Annotated in this window: 26 protein-coding genes and 1 pseudogene; all 27 read left to right on the forward strand. The window is 38.4% G+C overall.

The annotated features are described in order from the left end of the window. The first annotated feature begins 10 nt into the window (after positions 1-10). The 27 genes and pseudogenes from ACT89M_RS11850 (at position 11) to ACT89M_RS11980 (ending at position 18,395) form a co-directional block, all read left to right on the forward strand. On the forward strand, positions 11-931 hold the full coding sequence (locus tag ACT89M_RS11850; RefSeq protein WP_308721977.1) for a sugar phosphate isomerase/epimerase family protein: 921 nt from the start codon (positions 11-13) through the stop codon (positions 929-931). Further along, on the forward strand, positions 928-2,100 hold the full coding sequence (locus ACT89M_RS11855; protein ID WP_308721976.1) for a Gfo/Idh/MocA family protein: 1,173 nt from the start codon (positions 928-930) through the stop codon (positions 2,098-2,100). The genes ACT89M_RS11850 and ACT89M_RS11855 overlap by 4 nt, the downstream gene beginning before the upstream one ends. 112 nt (positions 2,101-2,212) lie before the next feature. Continuing rightward, on the forward strand, positions 2,213-3,310 hold the full coding sequence (locus ACT89M_RS11860) for a Gfo/Idh/MocA family protein (protein WP_090921016.1): 1,098 nt from the start codon (positions 2,213-2,215) through the stop codon (positions 3,308-3,310). A 270-nt stretch (positions 3,311-3,580) separates the two neighbouring features. Further along, positions 3,581-4,198: a bis(5'-nucleosyl)-tetraphosphatase (symmetrical) YqeK gene (gene yqeK, locus ACT89M_RS11865; RefSeq protein ID WP_308721975.1), complete on the forward strand. Its 618-nt coding sequence runs from the start codon at positions 3,581-3,583 to the stop codon at positions 4,196-4,198. A gap of 159 nt (positions 4,199-4,357) precedes the next feature. Next, positions 4,358-5,068, forward strand: a complete 711-nt coding sequence (locus ACT89M_RS11870; RefSeq protein ID WP_308721974.1) for a P-loop NTPase fold protein — start codon at positions 4,358-4,360, stop codon at positions 5,066-5,068. A 121-nt stretch (positions 5,069-5,189) separates the two neighbouring features. Continuing rightward, entirely contained in the window at positions 5,190-5,687 is a 498-nt protein-coding gene (locus ACT89M_RS11875; protein WP_308721973.1) for a hypothetical protein, read from the forward strand. 171 nt (positions 5,688-5,858) lie between these two features. After that, complete coding sequence (locus ACT89M_RS11880) at positions 5,859-6,098, forward strand: hypothetical protein (protein ID WP_308721972.1); 240 nt, start codon at positions 5,859-5,861, stop codon at positions 6,096-6,098. A 139-nt stretch (positions 6,099-6,237) separates the two neighbouring features. After that, the gene (locus ACT89M_RS11885; protein ID WP_487345236.1) at positions 6,238-6,639 is read left to right on the forward strand and encodes a hypothetical protein; all 402 of its coding nucleotides are present in this window, start codon (positions 6,238-6,240) and stop codon (positions 6,637-6,639) included. A gap of 70 nt (positions 6,640-6,709) precedes the next feature. Further along, positions 6,710-7,237: a GNAT family N-acetyltransferase gene (locus ACT89M_RS11890; RefSeq protein ID WP_308721970.1), complete on the forward strand. Its 528-nt coding sequence runs from the start codon at positions 6,710-6,712 to the stop codon at positions 7,235-7,237. A 112-nt stretch (positions 7,238-7,349) separates the two neighbouring features. Continuing rightward, positions 7,350-7,856 carry a hypothetical protein gene (locus tag ACT89M_RS11895; RefSeq protein ID WP_308721969.1) on the forward strand — a complete coding sequence of 169 codons (507 nt, stop codon included), beginning with the start codon at positions 7,350-7,352 and terminating at the stop codon, positions 7,854-7,856. A 66-nt stretch (positions 7,857-7,922) separates the two neighbouring features. Further along, positions 7,923-8,804 carry a GNAT family N-acetyltransferase gene (locus tag ACT89M_RS11900; protein WP_308721968.1) on the forward strand — a complete coding sequence of 294 codons (882 nt, stop codon included), beginning with the start codon at positions 7,923-7,925 and terminating at the stop codon, positions 8,802-8,804. A 246-nt stretch (positions 8,805-9,050) separates the two neighbouring features. Beyond that, a complete protein-coding gene (locus ACT89M_RS11905) occupies positions 9,051-9,539 on the forward strand; it encodes an NUDIX hydrolase (RefSeq protein ID WP_308721967.1) in 489 nt (162 codons plus the stop codon). Between the two features lie 19 nt (positions 9,540-9,558). Further along, positions 9,559-10,491 (forward strand): aminoglycoside phosphotransferase family protein, encoded by a 933-nt coding sequence (locus ACT89M_RS11910; RefSeq protein ID WP_308721966.1) that lies wholly within the window; start codon positions 9,559-9,561, stop codon positions 10,489-10,491. A 62-nt stretch (positions 10,492-10,553) separates the two neighbouring features. Next, on the forward strand, positions 10,554-10,874 hold the full coding sequence (locus ACT89M_RS11915) for a GrpB family protein (protein ID WP_373323167.1): 321 nt from the start codon (positions 10,554-10,556) through the stop codon (positions 10,872-10,874). Between the two features lie 51 nt (positions 10,875-10,925). Then, on the forward strand, positions 10,926-11,552 hold the full coding sequence (locus tag ACT89M_RS11920) for a Type 1 glutamine amidotransferase-like domain-containing protein (protein ID WP_308721965.1): 627 nt from the start codon (positions 10,926-10,928) through the stop codon (positions 11,550-11,552). Positions 11,553-11,642: 90 nt separating this feature from the next. Then, on the forward strand, positions 11,643-12,638 hold the full coding sequence (locus tag ACT89M_RS11925) for a phosphotransferase enzyme family protein (protein ID WP_308721964.1): 996 nt from the start codon (positions 11,643-11,645) through the stop codon (positions 12,636-12,638). Positions 12,639-12,729: 91 nt separating this feature from the next. Continuing rightward, complete coding sequence (locus ACT89M_RS11930; protein WP_308721963.1) at positions 12,730-13,212, forward strand: DinB family protein; 483 nt, start codon at positions 12,730-12,732, stop codon at positions 13,210-13,212. Positions 13,213-13,252: 40 nt separating this feature from the next. Beyond that, positions 13,253-13,726 carry a hypothetical protein gene (locus tag ACT89M_RS11935; protein WP_221791065.1) on the forward strand — a complete coding sequence of 158 codons (474 nt, stop codon included), beginning with the start codon at positions 13,253-13,255 and terminating at the stop codon, positions 13,724-13,726. 23 nt (positions 13,727-13,749) lie between these two features. Beyond that, positions 13,750-14,079 carry a low molecular weight protein tyrosine phosphatase family protein gene (locus tag ACT89M_RS11940; RefSeq protein ID WP_090920973.1) on the forward strand — a complete coding sequence of 110 codons (330 nt, stop codon included), beginning with the start codon at positions 13,750-13,752 and terminating at the stop codon, positions 14,077-14,079. A 17-nt stretch (positions 14,080-14,096) separates the two neighbouring features. Beyond that, positions 14,097-14,516 carry an HD domain-containing protein gene (locus ACT89M_RS11945; RefSeq protein WP_308721962.1) on the forward strand — a complete coding sequence of 140 codons (420 nt, stop codon included), beginning with the start codon at positions 14,097-14,099 and terminating at the stop codon, positions 14,514-14,516. Positions 14,517-14,546: 30 nt separating this feature from the next. After that, entirely contained in the window at positions 14,547-15,128 is a 582-nt protein-coding gene (locus ACT89M_RS11950) for a hypothetical protein (protein WP_308721961.1), read from the forward strand. 14 nt (positions 15,129-15,142) lie between these two features. Continuing rightward, entirely contained in the window at positions 15,143-15,598 is a 456-nt protein-coding gene (locus tag ACT89M_RS11955; protein ID WP_308721960.1) for a hypothetical protein, read from the forward strand. 60 nt (positions 15,599-15,658) lie between these two features. Further along, complete coding sequence (locus ACT89M_RS11960) at positions 15,659-16,108, forward strand: hypothetical protein (protein ID WP_308721959.1); 450 nt, start codon at positions 15,659-15,661, stop codon at positions 16,106-16,108. An 88-nt stretch (positions 16,109-16,196) separates the two neighbouring features. Further along, complete coding sequence (locus ACT89M_RS11965) at positions 16,197-16,631, forward strand: DUF6557 family protein (protein ID WP_308721958.1); 435 nt, start codon at positions 16,197-16,199, stop codon at positions 16,629-16,631. 222 nt (positions 16,632-16,853) lie between these two features. Beyond that, a pseudogene (locus ACT89M_RS11970) lies at positions 16,854-17,360 on the forward strand (YfiT family bacillithiol transferase); the annotation flags it as partial. Between the two features lie 63 nt (positions 17,361-17,423). Further along, positions 17,424-17,924, forward strand: a complete 501-nt coding sequence (locus ACT89M_RS11975) for a helicase (RefSeq protein ID WP_308722027.1) — start codon at positions 17,424-17,426, stop codon at positions 17,922-17,924. Between the two features lie 24 nt (positions 17,925-17,948). Then, entirely contained in the window at positions 17,949-18,395 is a 447-nt protein-coding gene (locus ACT89M_RS11980) for a GNAT family N-acetyltransferase (protein WP_154958881.1), read from the forward strand. The last annotated feature ends 8 nt before the right edge of the window (positions 18,396-18,403 follow it).

The raw sequence follows: 18,403 nt of genomic DNA on the forward strand, positions 1-18,403 counted from the left end.
GTTCAAGAACATGAAACTGTCCATATTCACCGTTGCTGTCCCTGACCTGGATGCTAACGAGCTGGCTTCCGCAGCGGCGGCAGCGGGCGTCGCTGGAATCGAGTGGAGATATCGCGGCATACCGGAGGATGCGTTGGCTGAACAACCTTCGTTCTGGCGAAATAATCGGTGCTCCATCGATCCGGACAGATGGCAGGAACAAGTTCCTGTTTTTCGGGAAGCAGCTGAAGCCCATGACAGAAAGTCTATCGCACTTGTGCCATATCTCAATTGTGGGGATATAGTTGCAACCGAGCAAGCATTCCAGGCCGCATCTACACTTGGCGCTTCGATGATGCGTGTGGGTGTTCCGGGTTATGACCGGAGTACAGCTTATCCCGAGTTATACGGGAAGGCCGTTCGTTATCTAAACGAAGTTCAGGATATAGCGAAACAGTATAACGTTAAGGCTGTTATTGAAACTCATCATCAAACGATTGCGCCAACGGCTTCTCTAGCCTATCGTCTTGTACAATCTCTTGACCCGGAGCATGTCGGGGTACTCTATGATCCGGGCAACATGGTGCACGAAGGGTATGAAAACCATCGCATGGGACTTGAACTGCTTGGTCCGTATCTCGCCCATGTGCATGTGAAAAATGCAGGGTGGTACAAGAAGAATTCCGGGGACACATCAGATGCGAGATCGTTGGTTGGAAGCGGCGGCTCTGAACAATCACTAAGCACGTCATGGGAATGTCACTGGGCTCCGCTGACGGAAGGTATGGTGGACTGGGTGCAGATGGTACGTGATCTGAGAGCAGTTGGCTATGACGGTTATTATGGCATCGAAGATTTTAGCGGAACTTTGGATTCCAGAGCGATGTTGCAGCATTTTGCAGACGTTTTTGCAGAAATTGAGCGTCGCGTAAACGAGGAGGAGCAAGCATGAGTATCGTTCGAGTAGCGGTCATTGGAATTGGAAATATGGGGGCATCACATGCCAGAACATTGGTGGCTGGAGAAGTACCGGGTGCAGAATTAGTAGCTGTATGTGATGTGAGAAAAGAGATGGAGAGCTGGGTAACGAGTAACCTTCCGTCTACCGTAACGTATTGGCAGGATGCGGAGCAGATGATGTCCTCGGGAACGATCGATGCCGTCATTGTTGCCACGCCACACTACGATCATCCCGAACAAGCGATCCAGGCGTTCCGTCATGGCCTGCATGTAATGATCGAAAAACCGGCAGGTGTGTATACAAAACAGGTACGGGAGATGAACGAGGCTGCCGCGGCAAGCGGTAAAGTGTTCTCCATCATGTACAATCAGCGGACCAATCCGCTGTACATTAAGCTACGTGATCTGATTGCTTCAGGTGAGCTTGGTGAGGTGCGGCGCACCAACTGGATTATTACGAACTGGTATCGTTCTCAGAGTTACTATGATTCCGGCGGCTGGCGTGCAACATGGGCAGGCGAAGGAGGCGGTGTGTTGATTAACCAAGACCCGCATCAGCTGGACTTGTGGCAATGGACGATTGGCATGATGCCTGTGCGTATGCGTGCCTTCTGCGCCTTCGGCAAATACCGGAACATAGAAGTGGAAGATGACGTGACTGCCTATGTGGAATATGAAAATGGAGCGACCGGTGTGTTTGTAACCACCACGGGTGAAGCACCAGGAACCAACCGCTTTGAGGTCAGCGGCGACCGCGGTAAGATCGTCATCGAAGACGGACAACTCACCTTCTGGCGCTTGCGCGAATCGGAACCAGAGTTCAATCAACGTTTTACCGGCGGATTCGGACAGCCGGAATGCTGGAAATGCGATGTGCCAATTACAGGCATTGAGACAGGTCATCCAGGGTTAATCCGCAACTGGGTTGATGCGATTCGAACAGGGGCACCATTGATTGCTCCCGGTCAGGATGGTATTCACGGCTTAACGTTATCCAATGCGATGTTACTCTCCACTTGGACGGATAACTGGGTTGATCTGCCGATCAATGAAGACTTGTTCTATGAGCACCTGCAGGAACGGATTTCCAATTCAACAACGAAGAAAGACAAAGCATATGCGGGCGGTCAGCCTGCCGATCTGAGTCAGACCTTTAAATGATGATGTAGATAAGTTCAACTGGGGATTTACACGGAACACTCCGATGACCTCTGAACTTCAAACTTGATCTATATGCGTTTATGAATATAACTTTTAAAAAGGATGGGATAACATGGCGAAAGACGGAATGTTCTATGCACCCAAAAGTGTGACAAAAGAAGTTGTGTGTCAACCGGGAGAGTTCACGATCGCAGCTGTAGCGTTAGATCACGGACATATCTATGGTATGGTTGGCGGTTTGCTGGATGCTGGAGCTACGCTCAAATGGGTATATGACCCGGACCCGGCGAAGGTGGAGGCATTCCGTAAACAGTTCCCCCAGGCGCAGGTCGCCGCATCGGAAGCGGAAGTACTTGCGGATGAAGAGGTATTGCTGGTAGCAAGCGCAGCTATAACATCAGATCGTGCGCCACTCGGTATGAGAGTGATGGCGGCAGGCAAAGATTATTTTACAGACAAAGCCCCGTTCACCACGATGGAGCAATTAGACTTGGCACGTGAAGAAGTGAAGCGTACGGGCAAAAAATACATGGTGTATTACAGTGAACGCTTGCATGTGGAAAGTGCCATCTATGCGGGACAGCTCATTGAACAAGGAGCTATCGGCAAAGTAGTACAGGTCATGGGCACAGGGCCACACCGCTTGAACGCGGGCGGACGCCCGGACTGGTTCTTCAACCATCAGCAATACGGCGGCATTCTCTGTGATATTGGTAGTCACCAGATTGAACAGTTCTTGACCTTTGCGTCGTGCAGTGATGCACAGGTAGCTTTCAGCCGGGTCAACAATTTCAATCATCCGCAGTTCCCTGAACTGGAGGATTTCGGTGAAGCTTCCCTGATCGGTGATAACGGAGCATCCGGCTACTTCCGCGTAGACTGGTTCACACCGGACGGCCTCGGCACCTGGGGGGATGGTCGTACCGTAATCCTGGGTACTGATGGATACATTGAGTTGCGCAAATACATCGATATTGCACGCGAGCCGGAAGGGGATCAGGTATATCTGGTTAACCATGAGGGTGAGTTCAGATACAACGTCAAAGGCAAAGTCGGTTATCCATTCTTCGGTCAACTCATCCGCGACTGTCTCGATCGTACCGAGACTGCAATGACACAGGAGCATGCGTTCAAAGCAGCAGAGCTGTGCCTGATCGCTCAGCATAAAGCCATGAGCGAACGTGTAGTGTGGAGTGTCGGTGGTAAGTAAGGGTTAGGGGTATGGAGTGAAATTTTAGGTATGAGACAGTAAGAATATAAATAAGCTCAAGCAGTCCCGTTGTAACTGTACGTATGCTTGTTAGTAAGTACTAACAAGTCACGCAGTTGTGGGACTGCTTTTTATCTAGTTGCGTCTTCGCAGATGGAACAAATTGGGTTATATTAGATGTAGTTCGCATATGAGTTTGAAATGAGAGGTATATACGGAGTTCGTAGATACAATGTTAGCAGAAATTAATGCAAAGGGGAACCCAAAAACATGAACACCATACTTGAACAGTTTGTGCCAAACTTTAAATTAACGAATGACCTAAAGTATGATATCCAGAAGTTTTTCACAATACATAATGACAAAGAAACATTGGAACATACATTGAAAGTCGCAGCTGAAGCAAGACGAGTTGCTCAATTATATAATGCAGATCCATTGAAAGCGGAGCAAGTAGGGCTTCTTCATGATATAAGTAATGTCATTCCAGTGAAAGAAATGTTACATGTTGCAGAAGTGCTTTCAATAGAAATCTTGCCGGAAGAGAGAACTTATGCCCGAATCGTACATCAAAAGCTATCAAAAGCAATGGCTTTTGAAATATTTAAAATTGATGATCAAGAAATGTTAAGTGCAATAGAGTGTCATACAACTATGAAGCCACATTCCTCTTTATTGGATAAAGTCTTATTTATTTCTGATAAGATCTCATGGGAACTTCCAGGAGACCATCAATATTTGAAGGACATACGAACAAAAGTGGATGAACACAAAATAACAGAAGGAATACTAATCTATTTAAATAACATATGGGAACAAAGAGACAAATTGAAATTAGTCCATCCGTGGTTAATCAAAGCAAGAGAAGAACTTTTGAAGCAATTCTAAGATGACATTAACATCTGCTAACATCATATCCACGCTTCGGGCCTGACGGCCCTCGGTCCGCTTGAAGCGATCGGCAGGGAAGCAGAATCAGCGGACACATCCGCACCGACTAACCGCATCGCGGCCGCTTCCGTTGGTCGCTTAAGTAGGTGGGACGTCGTGGATACAGGAACGTTAGGTGAAATTATCAGAAAGAAGGAAAAATATATAATGACTCATAAACTAATCATAGTAGATGGAATACCGGGATCTGGGAAGTCAACGCTTTCGGAAATGATATCTAAAGAGTTGGATAAGCAAGAAATAAACAATATATTTTATCATGAATTAACTGAAAATCACCCACTATTTATATGGGAGCGTAAATTTACGACCTTAAAAGATAAAGAGGAGGCAGAGTATTATTTTAATCGAGTAGTTGAACTGTTTAATAGTTTTGTAGAATCCCATAAAAATAAATCGGAAGTTATTATAATCGAAAGTGTATTATTTCAAGATACATTAAGTTTTGCATATAACAGGGGAATGGACCGGCTAAAGATTGAAGAACTATTTAGTAAATTAGTAGATATATTAAGAAACATGAATCCTATTCTCGTTTATATCTATCAATTAAATGTTAGAAGAAATTGGGAAATAATTGGTAAGGTAAGAGGTGTAGAATGGATAGCTTCTTTACATACTCAAGAAGGATTAGATGAAGCTGAAAGAGATTGGAAACCGAATCAAGAATTTATTAAGTCATTGATTGAAGAATGGAAGATACCAAAATTAATTATTGAAAACAAAGATTATTTATGGGAGGAATATAATGAAAGAACTAAAGAATTTTTGAGAGCTAATTCAATGCTGTCTGATAAAATCACCTAACATCACATTCCTACTGCGGGGCATTCGCCCCTTGGTCACCAGAAGCATTTCGAGGAAGAGGTTCAGGTGACACATTGATTTCCCTAAGATAAGAGCTATCTAAAGGAATCAAACTTCAGGAATGCAACAACGTTATACAAAACCTGTGCAAGTGATAATATATAAACAAAACCTTAAGATACAAGAAATTTTGGCTAGTGGGGGATTAGAAATGAATAAAATGGTTGAGTATGGTTTTTTATGTGGCATTAAGGATGAAAAGGTGCTTATGAGTGCTCTTTACAGTTTTTTAGAACCATTAAATAGAACTTTCTCAAAAACAAGGAACAAAAGCTTGTTAGATTCGAGGCTTCCATATGTTTATAAATATTATTATTGGAATTTGAACAAAGAAAAACAAGTATACATAGAAGTTTATCCCAACAAAGATTTAGAAGGGAAATATAAGTTTTCGAACGAGGACGTTGGCTGGATACTCTTTGCTAATATTATAGATCAAACACCACCTTACCATGTAACAATCGAAGAGCAAGAAAGGTATCTCCATGATATTTTAGCCTCATCGAATTTTGAGTATTTAAAGTTATATGAGTACAAAAATGGTGAGGAGAGATTGTAAAGGAATGAATATTTAATGATTTTAGTTTTGGAAGGCAGCGAATATGGAGGAGCTGATTTTAGTTACGGAGTTAGGCAGCCTGTCGATAATAAACAGGTACAGATATTTCTCGAACTCAAAAATCAAAAATTTAATCCAGAGGTGATTTGAGATAAAGAACTTTACTTAGAGGTGAATATTGAGGGAGTGAGAAATAGCCTGAATAAAATTCTGAAGATTTATACAGAAAGAGCAAGCAAGGAAGAACAAGATAGAATTATATGCCAAGCAATGAGTGAAGTTTTTGAAAGATATGAAGGTGCCTATATCACTAAAGAACATATTCAAAAATTGTCTTTAAAAATAGCAGAAGATTTTGAGAATTGGAGATATAGAGTTGACACGGAATCATCTATTGATTTAGAAAAATGAGTTTCTAAATCAACTGAAAGTAATAGGAAGGCGAATAAACAATAACGAACCCCATGTAGCGGAGTGGTTTACTACAAAAGTTGAACAGCTATTCACTGATTTTGTCAATGAAAGAGTAGGGCGAGACGAAGTTACAATTATGGAAAGTTACGTCTTTCAGAATACACTTGGCTTTGCCTTTAATATGCAAATGGACAAACAAAGAATATTAGATTTGACCAAGAAAGTACAACTTATTTTAAGTCGTCTCGACCCGATCCTCATTTATTTTTATCAAACTCATGTAGAGCAACATTGGAAATGGATATGTAGTGTTCGTGGACCTGAGTTCACACAGGATCGTTGTGGACTTTACACGGATAATGATTTTATTGAAGCAGGCCATTTTTGGACGAAAAACCAAGATTTCATTTTCAATATCGTTCAGGACTGGGAGATACCAAAATTGATCATAAAAAACGAAAAGTACAATTGGGAAGACTATGAGAATAAAGTGGATCATTTTTTGGAGAAATGTGAAGAAGACACTGACATCCGATAATTTAAGCAGGCAATCCCGGGGTACATGAATACAGGAACGTTAACTAAAATTGATAGAAAGAGGAATGAAAATGGAAACCCAAATAAGAATAAGGCAGCTTTCAAATCATGAAGAAGTATCTTTATTAGTTTTTGAATTTTCAAAAAGATATCCATGGTACACCTCGAATGACTATTTTGATAAGTGCTTGGAAGAAAATATAGAAGGCAAGAGAGTGACTTTAATGGCCTATTATGGAGATACATTGGCCGGGTGTTGCCACTTAATGTTTACTTCGGATTATCCGTATTTTAAAACAGGTAATATCCCAGAAATAAATGACTTGAATGTTTTTCCAGAGTTCAGGAGGAAGGGGATCGCAAGTACAATGTTCGATGAACTCGAAAGAATAGCATCCAAGAGATCCAGATTCATTGGCTTAGGAGTAGGGCTCTATAAAGATTACGGTAATGCTCAAATGATGTACAACAAACGCGGGTATTACATGGATGGTCAAGGAATCGTCTATAACAATATTGAAGCAAAACCCGGAGAGAAAGTGATGGTAGACGACGACTTACTGATATATCTAATTAAACCATTGGATAATGAGCTGTGAATGTAATTCAAAGAAGTGTCGAGATCAATTAACATTCTATTCAAGCTTTGGGCATACGCTGAGGCCGTGAGTACAGGAACGTTAAGTGAAATCACCAAAAAGGAGTGAGCTTTTGATTCTGGAGTACTTAAAAAAGTATGCTAAAAAAGCATATGGAGAAGTTCATTCGATAACGAGTTCCCCCGGTTTTTTATTTGCTAATGATCCCAAATTAAGAGAGAAGGAATTTTATCATAACTACTTCTACATCCATGGATTCAACCGATTGATTAAGTATAATCGAATATCATCAGAGAAATTAATCGAAACCTTTTCTTATCTAGAGGAAGAGATGGAGCACTATCTTAAAACGTATTATAAGAGTAAAAACTTTATTTTGTATTTGAAAGCGGATTCCTTAGTACCTGCATTTACAGTGACATTGCTTTCTTATTATGAAGACGAGGGCTTGAAGGGAAGTTGCTCCCTGCCTGAATTAATTGATTGGTATAAAGAAAATGCTTGTTTTGATGGCTTGAAAATCATAGAGAATGAAACAAGCGAAGACCATGTAGAAGTACAGTCTGAAGATGTTTTTCCTATTGTCGAAAAGACATATATAAAGATCATAAGGACCTAGTCGGGTCGTGAATACGGGAACGTTATCAGAAATAGACTCAGAATTTATATGATATGGGGGATTGTCATGAAAATTGTTTTTAGAAATTTTGACGATTCGTATTATGAACAAGTTTGTGATTTTTTGATTGAACTATCAAAAAACGATCGTAAACATATCAATTGGAATTGGGCAAGGTGGGAATGGATGTTTTTTCATCCTGAATTTAATCGTGACTTAAAAAATAAAATTGGTTTATGGTATCATTCTGATGAGTTAGTAGCTATAGCAACGTATGACCATTATTTCGGTGAAGCTTTTTTTGCTACTAAACAGGGATTTGAAGAGTTAGAAAAAGATATATTAGAATATGCTATTGCTACTTTCAGTAATGAAGGTGGCCTTGGGATTGCGGTGAATGATAAAGATATCCATACTGTAGATTTACTGCGTAGTTATCATTTTGTTACGCATGATCAGACGGAAAACATACTTGAGCTTGCACTAGAGAATGTTAGCCTTGAAGGTACAATTTCTGAAGGCATAACCCTAAAAAACATTGATATAAAGAATGACTTATATAAACTTCATCATATGTTATGGCAAGCATTTGATAACGAAGGGCCTGTACCCGTTGATGAAGTTACGATGAATAAGCAAAAAGAAATGTTATCCGCAACCCATTTGAACCCTTTTCTACATGTTATGGCTGAAAATAAAGATGGGGAATATGTTGCATACTGTGGCTTATGGTATAGTCCGAAAACAGATTATGTTTATGTTGAACCTGTATGTACGGTTCCTGAGTATCGTCATAAGGGTCTAGGCCAAGCGGTGGTTATGGAAGCTTTAAAAAAAGGCCGTTCCTTAGGTGCTAAAAAAGCATATGTTATTTCTGATAGTCATTTTTATAAGTCATTAGGATTTCAACAGCATTCACATTATACGTTTTATTGGCATAATAGCTGATATTTCGATCATCGTTAAGTGAGAGTTGCATATATTCAAGTTGAGTCCTTGTCTATCTTTGGTCCGAGTTGAAGCATAGATGAGGTTTCAAAGAAGCTGATTCAGTAGCAGGGAGGCATATTCGGTCGGACAACCTTGCACTGTTTAATCGGTCACAACCGATCTCTCTATTCACTTAAGGCAGTGAAAATTTGTGAATACAGGAACAAAATAAAGAAATATAACTGGTGAATAGGAGGTAATAAAATGGGATTTCCAACACATATCGTATCAGCGGGTGGAATTGTAGAGGATGGAAACGGAAATATACTTTTGGTAAAAGCTCATGATGATGGATGGGTATATCCTGGTGGGATTACTGAAGTTGGAGAAAATCTAATTGATGGTGTGATCCGTGAAATCAAGGAGGAAAGTGGAATTGATGTTACAGTAAGCCATTTAGTTAACATTGTATCAAGCACGGGAATACATAAGTGGTATGACGGAGTAACTGATGTTCCAACGAAGGTTATGTTTGATTTTGTATGTAAAGCTGAGGGAGGAGAGTTAAGTATTTCTGAAGAAACAAGTGATTGCCGCTGGGTTGCAAAGGACAAGGTTCTGGATTTTATTACTTTCCCAGCCATTCGAACTCGTTACGAAGCTTATTTAAATTTTAGTGGCTCGGTGAATTATATTGAGTATATTACTCCGACCACGACAGAATGTAATGTAAAAGTTCAAAGGTATTTGTAATTTTTATAAAGGAGGATCAATGAAGTTAGAACTTAGAAATACAATGCAGAGTACAATTGACCGTTTCGTATCGCGTAATGCAGAAATATTGAGTATTAAAGATCAGGATCTTGCTTACGGCACCTCAGCTGTAGAACTTAAAAGACATGAAATATTACTTAGAAATGATACTCGTGATTGGAGTATTAATCTTATTTCAAAGAGAGCGTCACTCATTGAAAGGCGTACATTAAATTATCTAAATGATCAATCAGCAAATGTTCCATTTAGTTTTACATTAAATATGACAAGTAACAGCCGAGAATATCTTTGCATGCAGGATGTAGATTATGAAACGGATTACAATAATTTAGATATCGAACTGCTTCAAAAAAATGAACAAGCTGCTCTGGCAGATATACATGCGTTCAACTTTGAAAAATATTATAAATTGGCATGGCTTCCATTGCTTGATTCAAGATATATTAAATCAATACTGAACGAGAAATGGGGACCGACTTGGAATAATGCAAAATCAGATCCGGATTTTATAAGTCATTTTGGTGATCTTATTCCAGAGATTGATAAGGTTGCAGAGCATATAGTTAAGGACATGGATAAAGTTCTCAGTGATGAAAGCTCCCATACCCTTGTACATAACGATCTACACCCCGGCAATACATTAGTTCACAAAAACCGAAAGGTATATTTCATTGATTGGGAAGAAGCACATTATGGTTCCTTATACATTGATGTAGCGCTTAGGTATAGAGAGTTTTCTCAAGCCGAGAACTATAGAATGTTGATGAATTCGAGAGGATTAAATCTATCGGAGGGTAAATTTAAACTGAATTATACAATTACGTCCAGATACTTGGGATTACGATATATGTCATGGTTTTTATCCACGTGGAAAGATGATAAGCGATGGCTGGACGAATTAAACAAGTATATAAATATGACTATATCCTAAATAAGATTGAAACTACTTTAGTGATGGAATATACGTAATATTTATGTTACGCACATTCGCCCTTGGTCTGGTATGTACACGAAGGTGATTTAGAAATAAAAAATAGAGAGGCATTTGAAAGAAAGATGACTAGGTACCTTACCAGTGCTGAAAGCGATATCAAGTACGAACATCATCTGTACGTATGTAATAGAGAAAGTGACGAACTACAAAGACATATCATGTTCCGGGACATATTAAGGAAGCATCCCCTATTGGTATCTGAGTACTCAAATTTGAAGATCCAACTGTCATCTGAATTCAGAAACAATCGCAAAGCCTATACTGAAGGGAAAACAGAATTTGTTACGAGGATAATGAAAGAGTACAAAGATGTTTTGTAGCATATTTCAGGTTATAAGATCAGATAAATTCTTATTAAGGACGGGATTTGAATGAGTAGCGTGTTACTGACCTCTTGTGGGTTTAATACGGAAGATATTAAAAATCAATTTCTGGATTTTATTGATAGAGATATTTCTCAATTAAAGGTCGCTATTATTACAACAGGATCCCCTATGAAAGAAAATAATAGATATGCACAAAGGGCAATGCAAGATTTCAAAGACATGGGGTTTCAGAATATTGAGTTTGTAGATATCGAATTTGATGACCCGCAAATCCTTTTACATAGAGATGTTATATATATTAATGGGGGGAATCCCTTTACTTTATTGTATTACGCTAAAAAAAGTGGTGCTGATGAAATTATTAAAACATTGGCTTCGCAGAATGTAATTATAATTGGAGTAAGTGCTGGCGCGTTAATACTGGGGCCGAATATTAACATTGTCGGTTACTTTACTCCAGAGATGAATACGATGGATGTAACGGATTTTAGGGCATTAGGTGTAACCGACAAGTTTATCTTTCCTCACTATGATCGAGAGGACATATTTAGAGATAGTACGAATAGAACGATTGAAGAGAGAATCGTTGAATTTGAATCTAATGAGAATTGTAAAGTGACAAGGCTTAGAGATGATGAATATATTTCGATTTTAACGAATCAAACACAGTAAAAGTCGTAAATGCTGAAGCTCTTAAGCCATAGAAGGCTAAGTAAATACGAGATGTTAGGCGAGATCGTGATATAGAAAGGAAGAGATTTGATGGAAAAGCATGTTAAAGAACTTTTTACTGAGGAAGTGCTTCATGAAGCAGCGCAAAAGTTTAATATTATTCAATCCAGTCTTCAAGATTTGGAAGGTTTTCAGAACTTTGTTTATTTTGGGGAGTCCAATGGTACAAATGTTGTTCTCCGGATAACACATAAATCCCATCGAACCGAAAAGGAGATTTTATCTGAAATAGATTTTATAAATCACTTGTCTTCTCATCATGTATCTGTTTCCAAAGCTATAACATCTATTCATGGGAAGTTTGTAGAGGAAATCAGTGATGGGGGATTTTATGCAACATCTTTTGAATTTTCTAGTGGAAGAAAGGCTAAAATCGCTGAAGAGAGCGATCTGTTCTATCAAAGAATCGGTGGTTATACAGGGAAAATGCATAATATTTCAAAGACGTCAAATCTAATACATAAATTAAACAGGAGACAATGGCATGAAAAAGAGTTTTTGATCCATATGAAAGAGTATTTACCTGCGGAACTTTCTTATGTAATGGATCAATACGAAATTCTGAAGAGAAAGCTTAGTCAGCTTCCAAAGAATACGGATTCATATGGAATGATTCATGGGGATTTAAATCATGGGAATTACTTAAATGTAGAAGACGATGTTGTATTTATTGATTTTGATGAAGCCGAATACAGTTGGTTTGTGAGTGATATTGCTATCCCGTTATTCTATGAAATTCCAATCCCTTGGGTAGTCGATGGAAAGCAAAGGTTAGAGATAACCAAGAGGTATTATTATAATTTCATGGATGGTTATGTTAAAGAAAATACAATAGATCGTACATGGTTAGAATTAATCCCTGATTTTATTAATCTTAGACAGTTTGGTGTAGTTTCCGCGATTTATAGAAGTTATAATTTTGATAACTATAACAACTGGAGTGATTGGGACAAGGAAGCGTTGAAATTCTATCTGAATAATATCGAGCATGATATTCCTTATATTGATATGGATTTTAGCAGGTAGTTTAATGTGGCATGGACTAAGCTTATATTATAAATGCATGACGTTTACTGAAGAAATCAACACTTAGGATGAATGAAGAGAAGAGGATCAAATGATGAGCTATAAATCCGTTTTAACAGATCAAATATCGGCATGTTATAACGATAAAAGCTGGTTTATTCCGCTGGAGGACATACTGAAAGATGTCACAATGGAAGAAGCATTGACTGAGGATGATAATAAACAAACCATTTGGTCCATCGTGAATCACCTTATTTATTGGAATGAAAAATGGCTTGAGCGTTATAAGGCTGGAGAATTTGTATTAAATCATGGAATCAACAATGATGAAACTTTTGTTTTGAATGAAGATCATTTGAATGATGCTGGCTGGAAGGAAACATTAAATAGACTTGAGCATGTTTTTATCAGTTGGAGAGTAGTTTTAGAAGAAACAGATGAATCTAAACTAACAAAGCAACTTCCAGAATATTTTAATGCTCCTTGGTGGGGAGTTGTTTCTAATCTAAGTATTCATAGTGCATATCATATTGGACAAATTATGTTATTAAAAAAACAAATTCGAGGTAGATAATATCAGATTAGACTACTATCCATTCATGGGAGTGAATACAATGTTGTTTTTTGAGAATCTGGCTATTTACAATTTCAACTTAACAACTGAAGAAGAAGCAACAATTTTAAGTCAGTTTATAGATGCAGACCATGACTTGTTATTTCCTTATTTTGAATGTAATTTTCGGGCATTTCCTGAGGATCGGGCATATATTGAAGAGCGAACAATAATAAGGAGCAAAGAGAAAGTTTTTGAAATGAATTATTCATTTATCGAGAATGAATTAGTTTATTGGTATAAGCCTCATGATCGAGACGATTTAATACATATTATTAATAGGGACAGGATTACTTATCGAAGCATAGTAGTACCAAAGAATGGGGGGCTGAATGACTGTAGATTCAAACTTTTTACATATGAGCATGCTATCTACAATGAAGAAGAAACTAGGGTGCTTTGGATAGAAGAGGCCATTGAAAATGACTATATCGAAAATATTTGTCCTAAAATAATAAGTCAAACAAATGAATAATTAAAAAGGATAGGTGAGATGACATAAAATTACTGTTTATTTGCAGCCGGAATAAATGGCGTAGCTTAACTGCTGAGAAAATTTTTGAAGGGTACAACGGATATGAAGTAAGGTCGGCTGGAACCGAAACTGGAGCAAGAATCAAGGTTACGGGAGGGCACATTGGATGGTCAGAATTAATTTTTGTTATGGAGAAAAAACATGTGAGAAGATTGAAGGAAAAATTTCCAACAAGTCTAAAAGATAAACGTTTAATCTGTCTGGATATTCCAGATGATTATCAATTCATGGATGAAGAATTAATAGAAATTTTGAAAGCAAGAGTGTCCGAATATATTGAAGTGCCCATCTAAATAAGGAGTTGATTATTTTGGACATCGAATCAGCTATATCTCTCGCGTTACAAGCTCATAAAGGGCAGCTTGATAAAGGTGGGCAACCTTATATTTTACATCCGTTAGCTGTTATGAACAGAGTGGAAAGCATGGAAGAGAAGATCGTGGCTGTTCTCCATGATGTCATTGAAGATTCAGAAGTTACACTTGAAGAGTTAAGAGGTTTGGGATTTTCGGAAGAAATTTTAACAGCCATTCAGTTGTTGACGAGATCTACAGAGGATAGTTACGAAGAATTTATTGAGAAGACAACAACGAATCGAACTGCAAGAAATGTAAAGATCGCTGATATTAAAGAGAATATGAACATATCAAGAATAATGAATCCGACGGAGGAAGACTATAATCGACTTGAGAAATATAGAAAGGCGTTGGAAAGATTAGAGCATGAATAACATGTGAAAGAAACTAAAAAGAGGTACGTTATGTCTCAGACGATGACAATTCCTAGAATACAGATAAAATTCCAAAGTGCTGAGTGGACAGCAGTAGTCTTAAGACAGAAGGATATAAATATCAAAGTAAGAGAAGAGCTGGGTCATCTACTGTTAGTAGATGCTAGGGACTGTCCTGAAATGTTTTTGTTAGCCAGTTTATTTCAGCACGCCATGTATACTCACGACATTATCTATTTTGCGAGAGAAGATGATTTAAGTTGTGATCTCTTGGTATTTAACGGTGCGATAACTCCAATAAATCAAAGAGATTTAAAAAATCTAAAAACAGTGATAAAGCATACACAGCCAGGAACTTATACAATTCCGTTGATAGATTCTCACGATGAATCCATGTGGAAGACTTGGCAACATTGGAAATACGATGAACAATTGAGAGTTATGGCGAACAAAGATTTAGCCATCATTAATGCATCTCAGCTGGGATACGAACTATTGATTCATCAATGTGCATACTTAGCAAGCTCGTATTCAGGGCATTCACATTTTGATCAGTATTCAACCAAGAAATCTATAGAACTGATTATACGTAATATGAAGCGAAATAATTAAATGAGGTATTTTATATGAGTGAACCAGTGCAGTTTTTTTATAATGATGATCTTATAGGAGTGTGGTCATCTGAAGCGTTTTTCTATGATGCATTTGAAGATACACAGTTAGAATTTCATGCGGATGGCACGGGATGTCATGCCTATTTAAGACCTGATGGTCAAGAGATTACCTTATTCCGATGGACGTTAATTAAGGATCGAATTGAATTTGAGGAATATTTCACGGTATCCATTGAGGTGAGTGAGGTTACGGGAGAAGAAATTTGCTCTACAGATCGATTTGAAAATAAATATTCAGCAAGGTTTTTCAAAGCGAAGGGATTAAATGTGGCTAATGAAGAGATTAATGTGATCGTATTCTATTCCCCTTTGATTGAAGGGATCAATTCACAATCATTTGGAAAGATTTCAAAAGCATTGGATAGATCACTTTTTGATGCAGCCATGAGACATGAGCAGGACATCTAGATCATGGAAGCTGGGCTGCTCAGAGTAATCTGTACAAATACTCAATGATTGGAGTCCAGGATGAGTAAATTAATTCTTATATTGATAGGTGTCCTTCTACTTATAACAGGTTGCAGTACTACATATAAGATCCATACCGATTCAACCAAAGAATTAACAAAAGAGCTGAAGGAACTTTTTCCGTCGATTGAAAAAGTCCATTTTACGTTTACCCGTCCAAATCTCTCTTGCAGAATAGACATGAGCAAAGAACCGAGTAAAGAAGAACTGGAATCAATTCTTACAGTAATCAAGAGATTTACAACGTTGGATAACATGAATGAGATTGCTCGTAGCGTTAAATGGGGACTGGAAATATCCAAAATTTATCTTGATATGAATACAGATGAGGATACGAAAACCATTGAACATGCTTATTATGCGAGATATTTCAAAACATTTAACGCTAGCGACTATTCTGAAACAAACATTGAGGGCTATAGAATTTGGTATGAAATAAATGAGAAATAGTGGCGACTGTACCTATTAAATTCTCAGAATAGCAATTAAACGCTACCCTAACCATTGAGAGTCTTATAAAGAATAGGAGTAAAATGAGTTGATTACTTTTAAGGAGATTTTAGAGCGTGTTACTTTCGATGCCGTTTGGGATAACTTGATTAAATACTATCCTGATATGGCTCAAATAAAAGAAAAATATGTAACAGTATATGAATCCATTCTTTTACAAAACCCTGCAACTAATGTAGTCGAAATGATTGTTCATATAGACTCGATTGATTCTGATGATGATAAGGATAAAAAAGACATCGAATATAGAGTACACGGAAAGAATAATTCACCTGAGTGGGAAGGATATTGGGATCTTTCTGCAAGTAAGTGGGGAGAATGGTTAGATTTTTATGTAGATCAACAGGTACTTGAGCAATTCTCAAATGAACAAATCGTCGCACTTTGTTTGGTTGAAATGACTTGGTTTGGTTTTTCTGAAGAACGAATCAAGGATCGGATTGATCATCTTGAAGATGATTAACAATCGGAGAGGATACATGGATGGCGGACATTATAAAATAACGGCTTCGTATCTAAAGAAGGAGGGTACTATTCCAGATTTTACTATATAAGATGGAGTCATTGGAGCTAGCCGTCAGGATCATGGCTGCTTTTTTTTATTTTTCCACTTCGCAAATGGAACATTGTGGGTTATATTGGATATGATTTGATCCTGTAGTAAACGATTGGAGCGGTGTTAAATATGGACTTAGATGAAAAGATACGTTTTCCGATTGGACACTTTGAGCCCCGATTTGAATTTACTGATGAGAATCGAAAACACATATTGGATCAAATTCCCGAGATTGCAAAGACCTTGAGGGAGATCACACAAGATCTTAATGTTGAGCAACTTCGTACTCCTTATCGTACAGGCGGCTGGACGATCATCCAGATTGTACACCATCTTGCAGACAATGATATGAATGCATACATAAGATTCAAAAGAGCATTAACTGAAGAGGAACCACTCGCAAGCTCGTATCGCGAGGATTTGTGGGCAGCGTTACAGGAGTATAAAGATTTGCCAATGGAAGATTCAATCATGCTGCTTGAAATACTGCACAAACGATTTCTCACACTGCTACGTGGTTTACAACCTGAGCAATTCAAGCGGAAGCTGCGAACAGAACTACTAGGTACCATTTCTTTGGATATCGCTATTCAACGATTGGTCTGGCATGGACAGCATCATATTGCTCAGATTAAATCTTTAAAAAGTGTCACAAAAATAGGAGTGCTTAACCAAGAAGAAATTTACCCTCATTGTCCCATGAAAATAAGAGTCATTGAAGTTGGGGGAGTAAGCAAACCGCAGCTTAAAGATAAATTACAGCAGTGTTCAATTCGAATGAATGAATACGGAAATAAACTGTTTGATGATGAGAAATTTGTCATTTCTCCCACCAAGAGGCGGCTAGAGACGGTCGAGTTATCAGTTAGAAATCTAGGGTTTTTGGATGGAGCTACGACCTTACAACTCTTTCAAATGGCGGGTACTCTTGGTTTGCAGTTATGTCCAATGGATTTGGGTCCCTTTCTTCGAATTCAGTATTCGGATCAACCTGAGATATGTAAATTAAGCCTGGATGAAAGAAACCAAGCACCATCAGGTTCTCTTACAATAGCCTCTAAACCTCTTACTGAGGATGATTATTTTCCAAAAGGCTTTTATCTCAGAAATATAGAAGAAGAGTTGTGGTTAAGAGGTTACATTGCGGATGATCTGCATGTGTGGAATCCTCATGACCGTTTTATCTTTTGCAGAACTTGACTGTGTTCGATAGGAGACTTGCATATGTACCATTACCGAAAGGGGCAAAAGAAAGATCTTACACACATTATTGAACTCTCTATACTTTGGCAGAAAGAAGACATTACAGTAGGCTATGAGAATGTGGCCTGGACCCCAGAAAAATTAGAAAAGAAGCTGAATGATTACTTTTATATTGTGGAGTTACAGGGTGTGGTTATCGGTTATGCCTTCGGAGAGATTAGGTGTGGAAACGCAGAGCCGGTCATTCCTCAAGCTGATGGTTATTTGGAAATTCATGAAGTGTATATCCATCCTGAACATAGGAGTAAAGGGGTCGGCAAAGAACTTGTTAGGTGTTTAATCGAGAAGGCAAGTGAGCACCAGATTGAGAGGACTCTGGTTGGATCGTCCAATCGAAAATGGAAAGATACGGCGTCATTTTATGAAGAATTGGGCTTCCATATGTGGTATATCCAAATGTATAAGTAGGTGAGGAC

It is taken from the genome of Paenibacillus sp. NN59 (assembly GCF_057597225.1).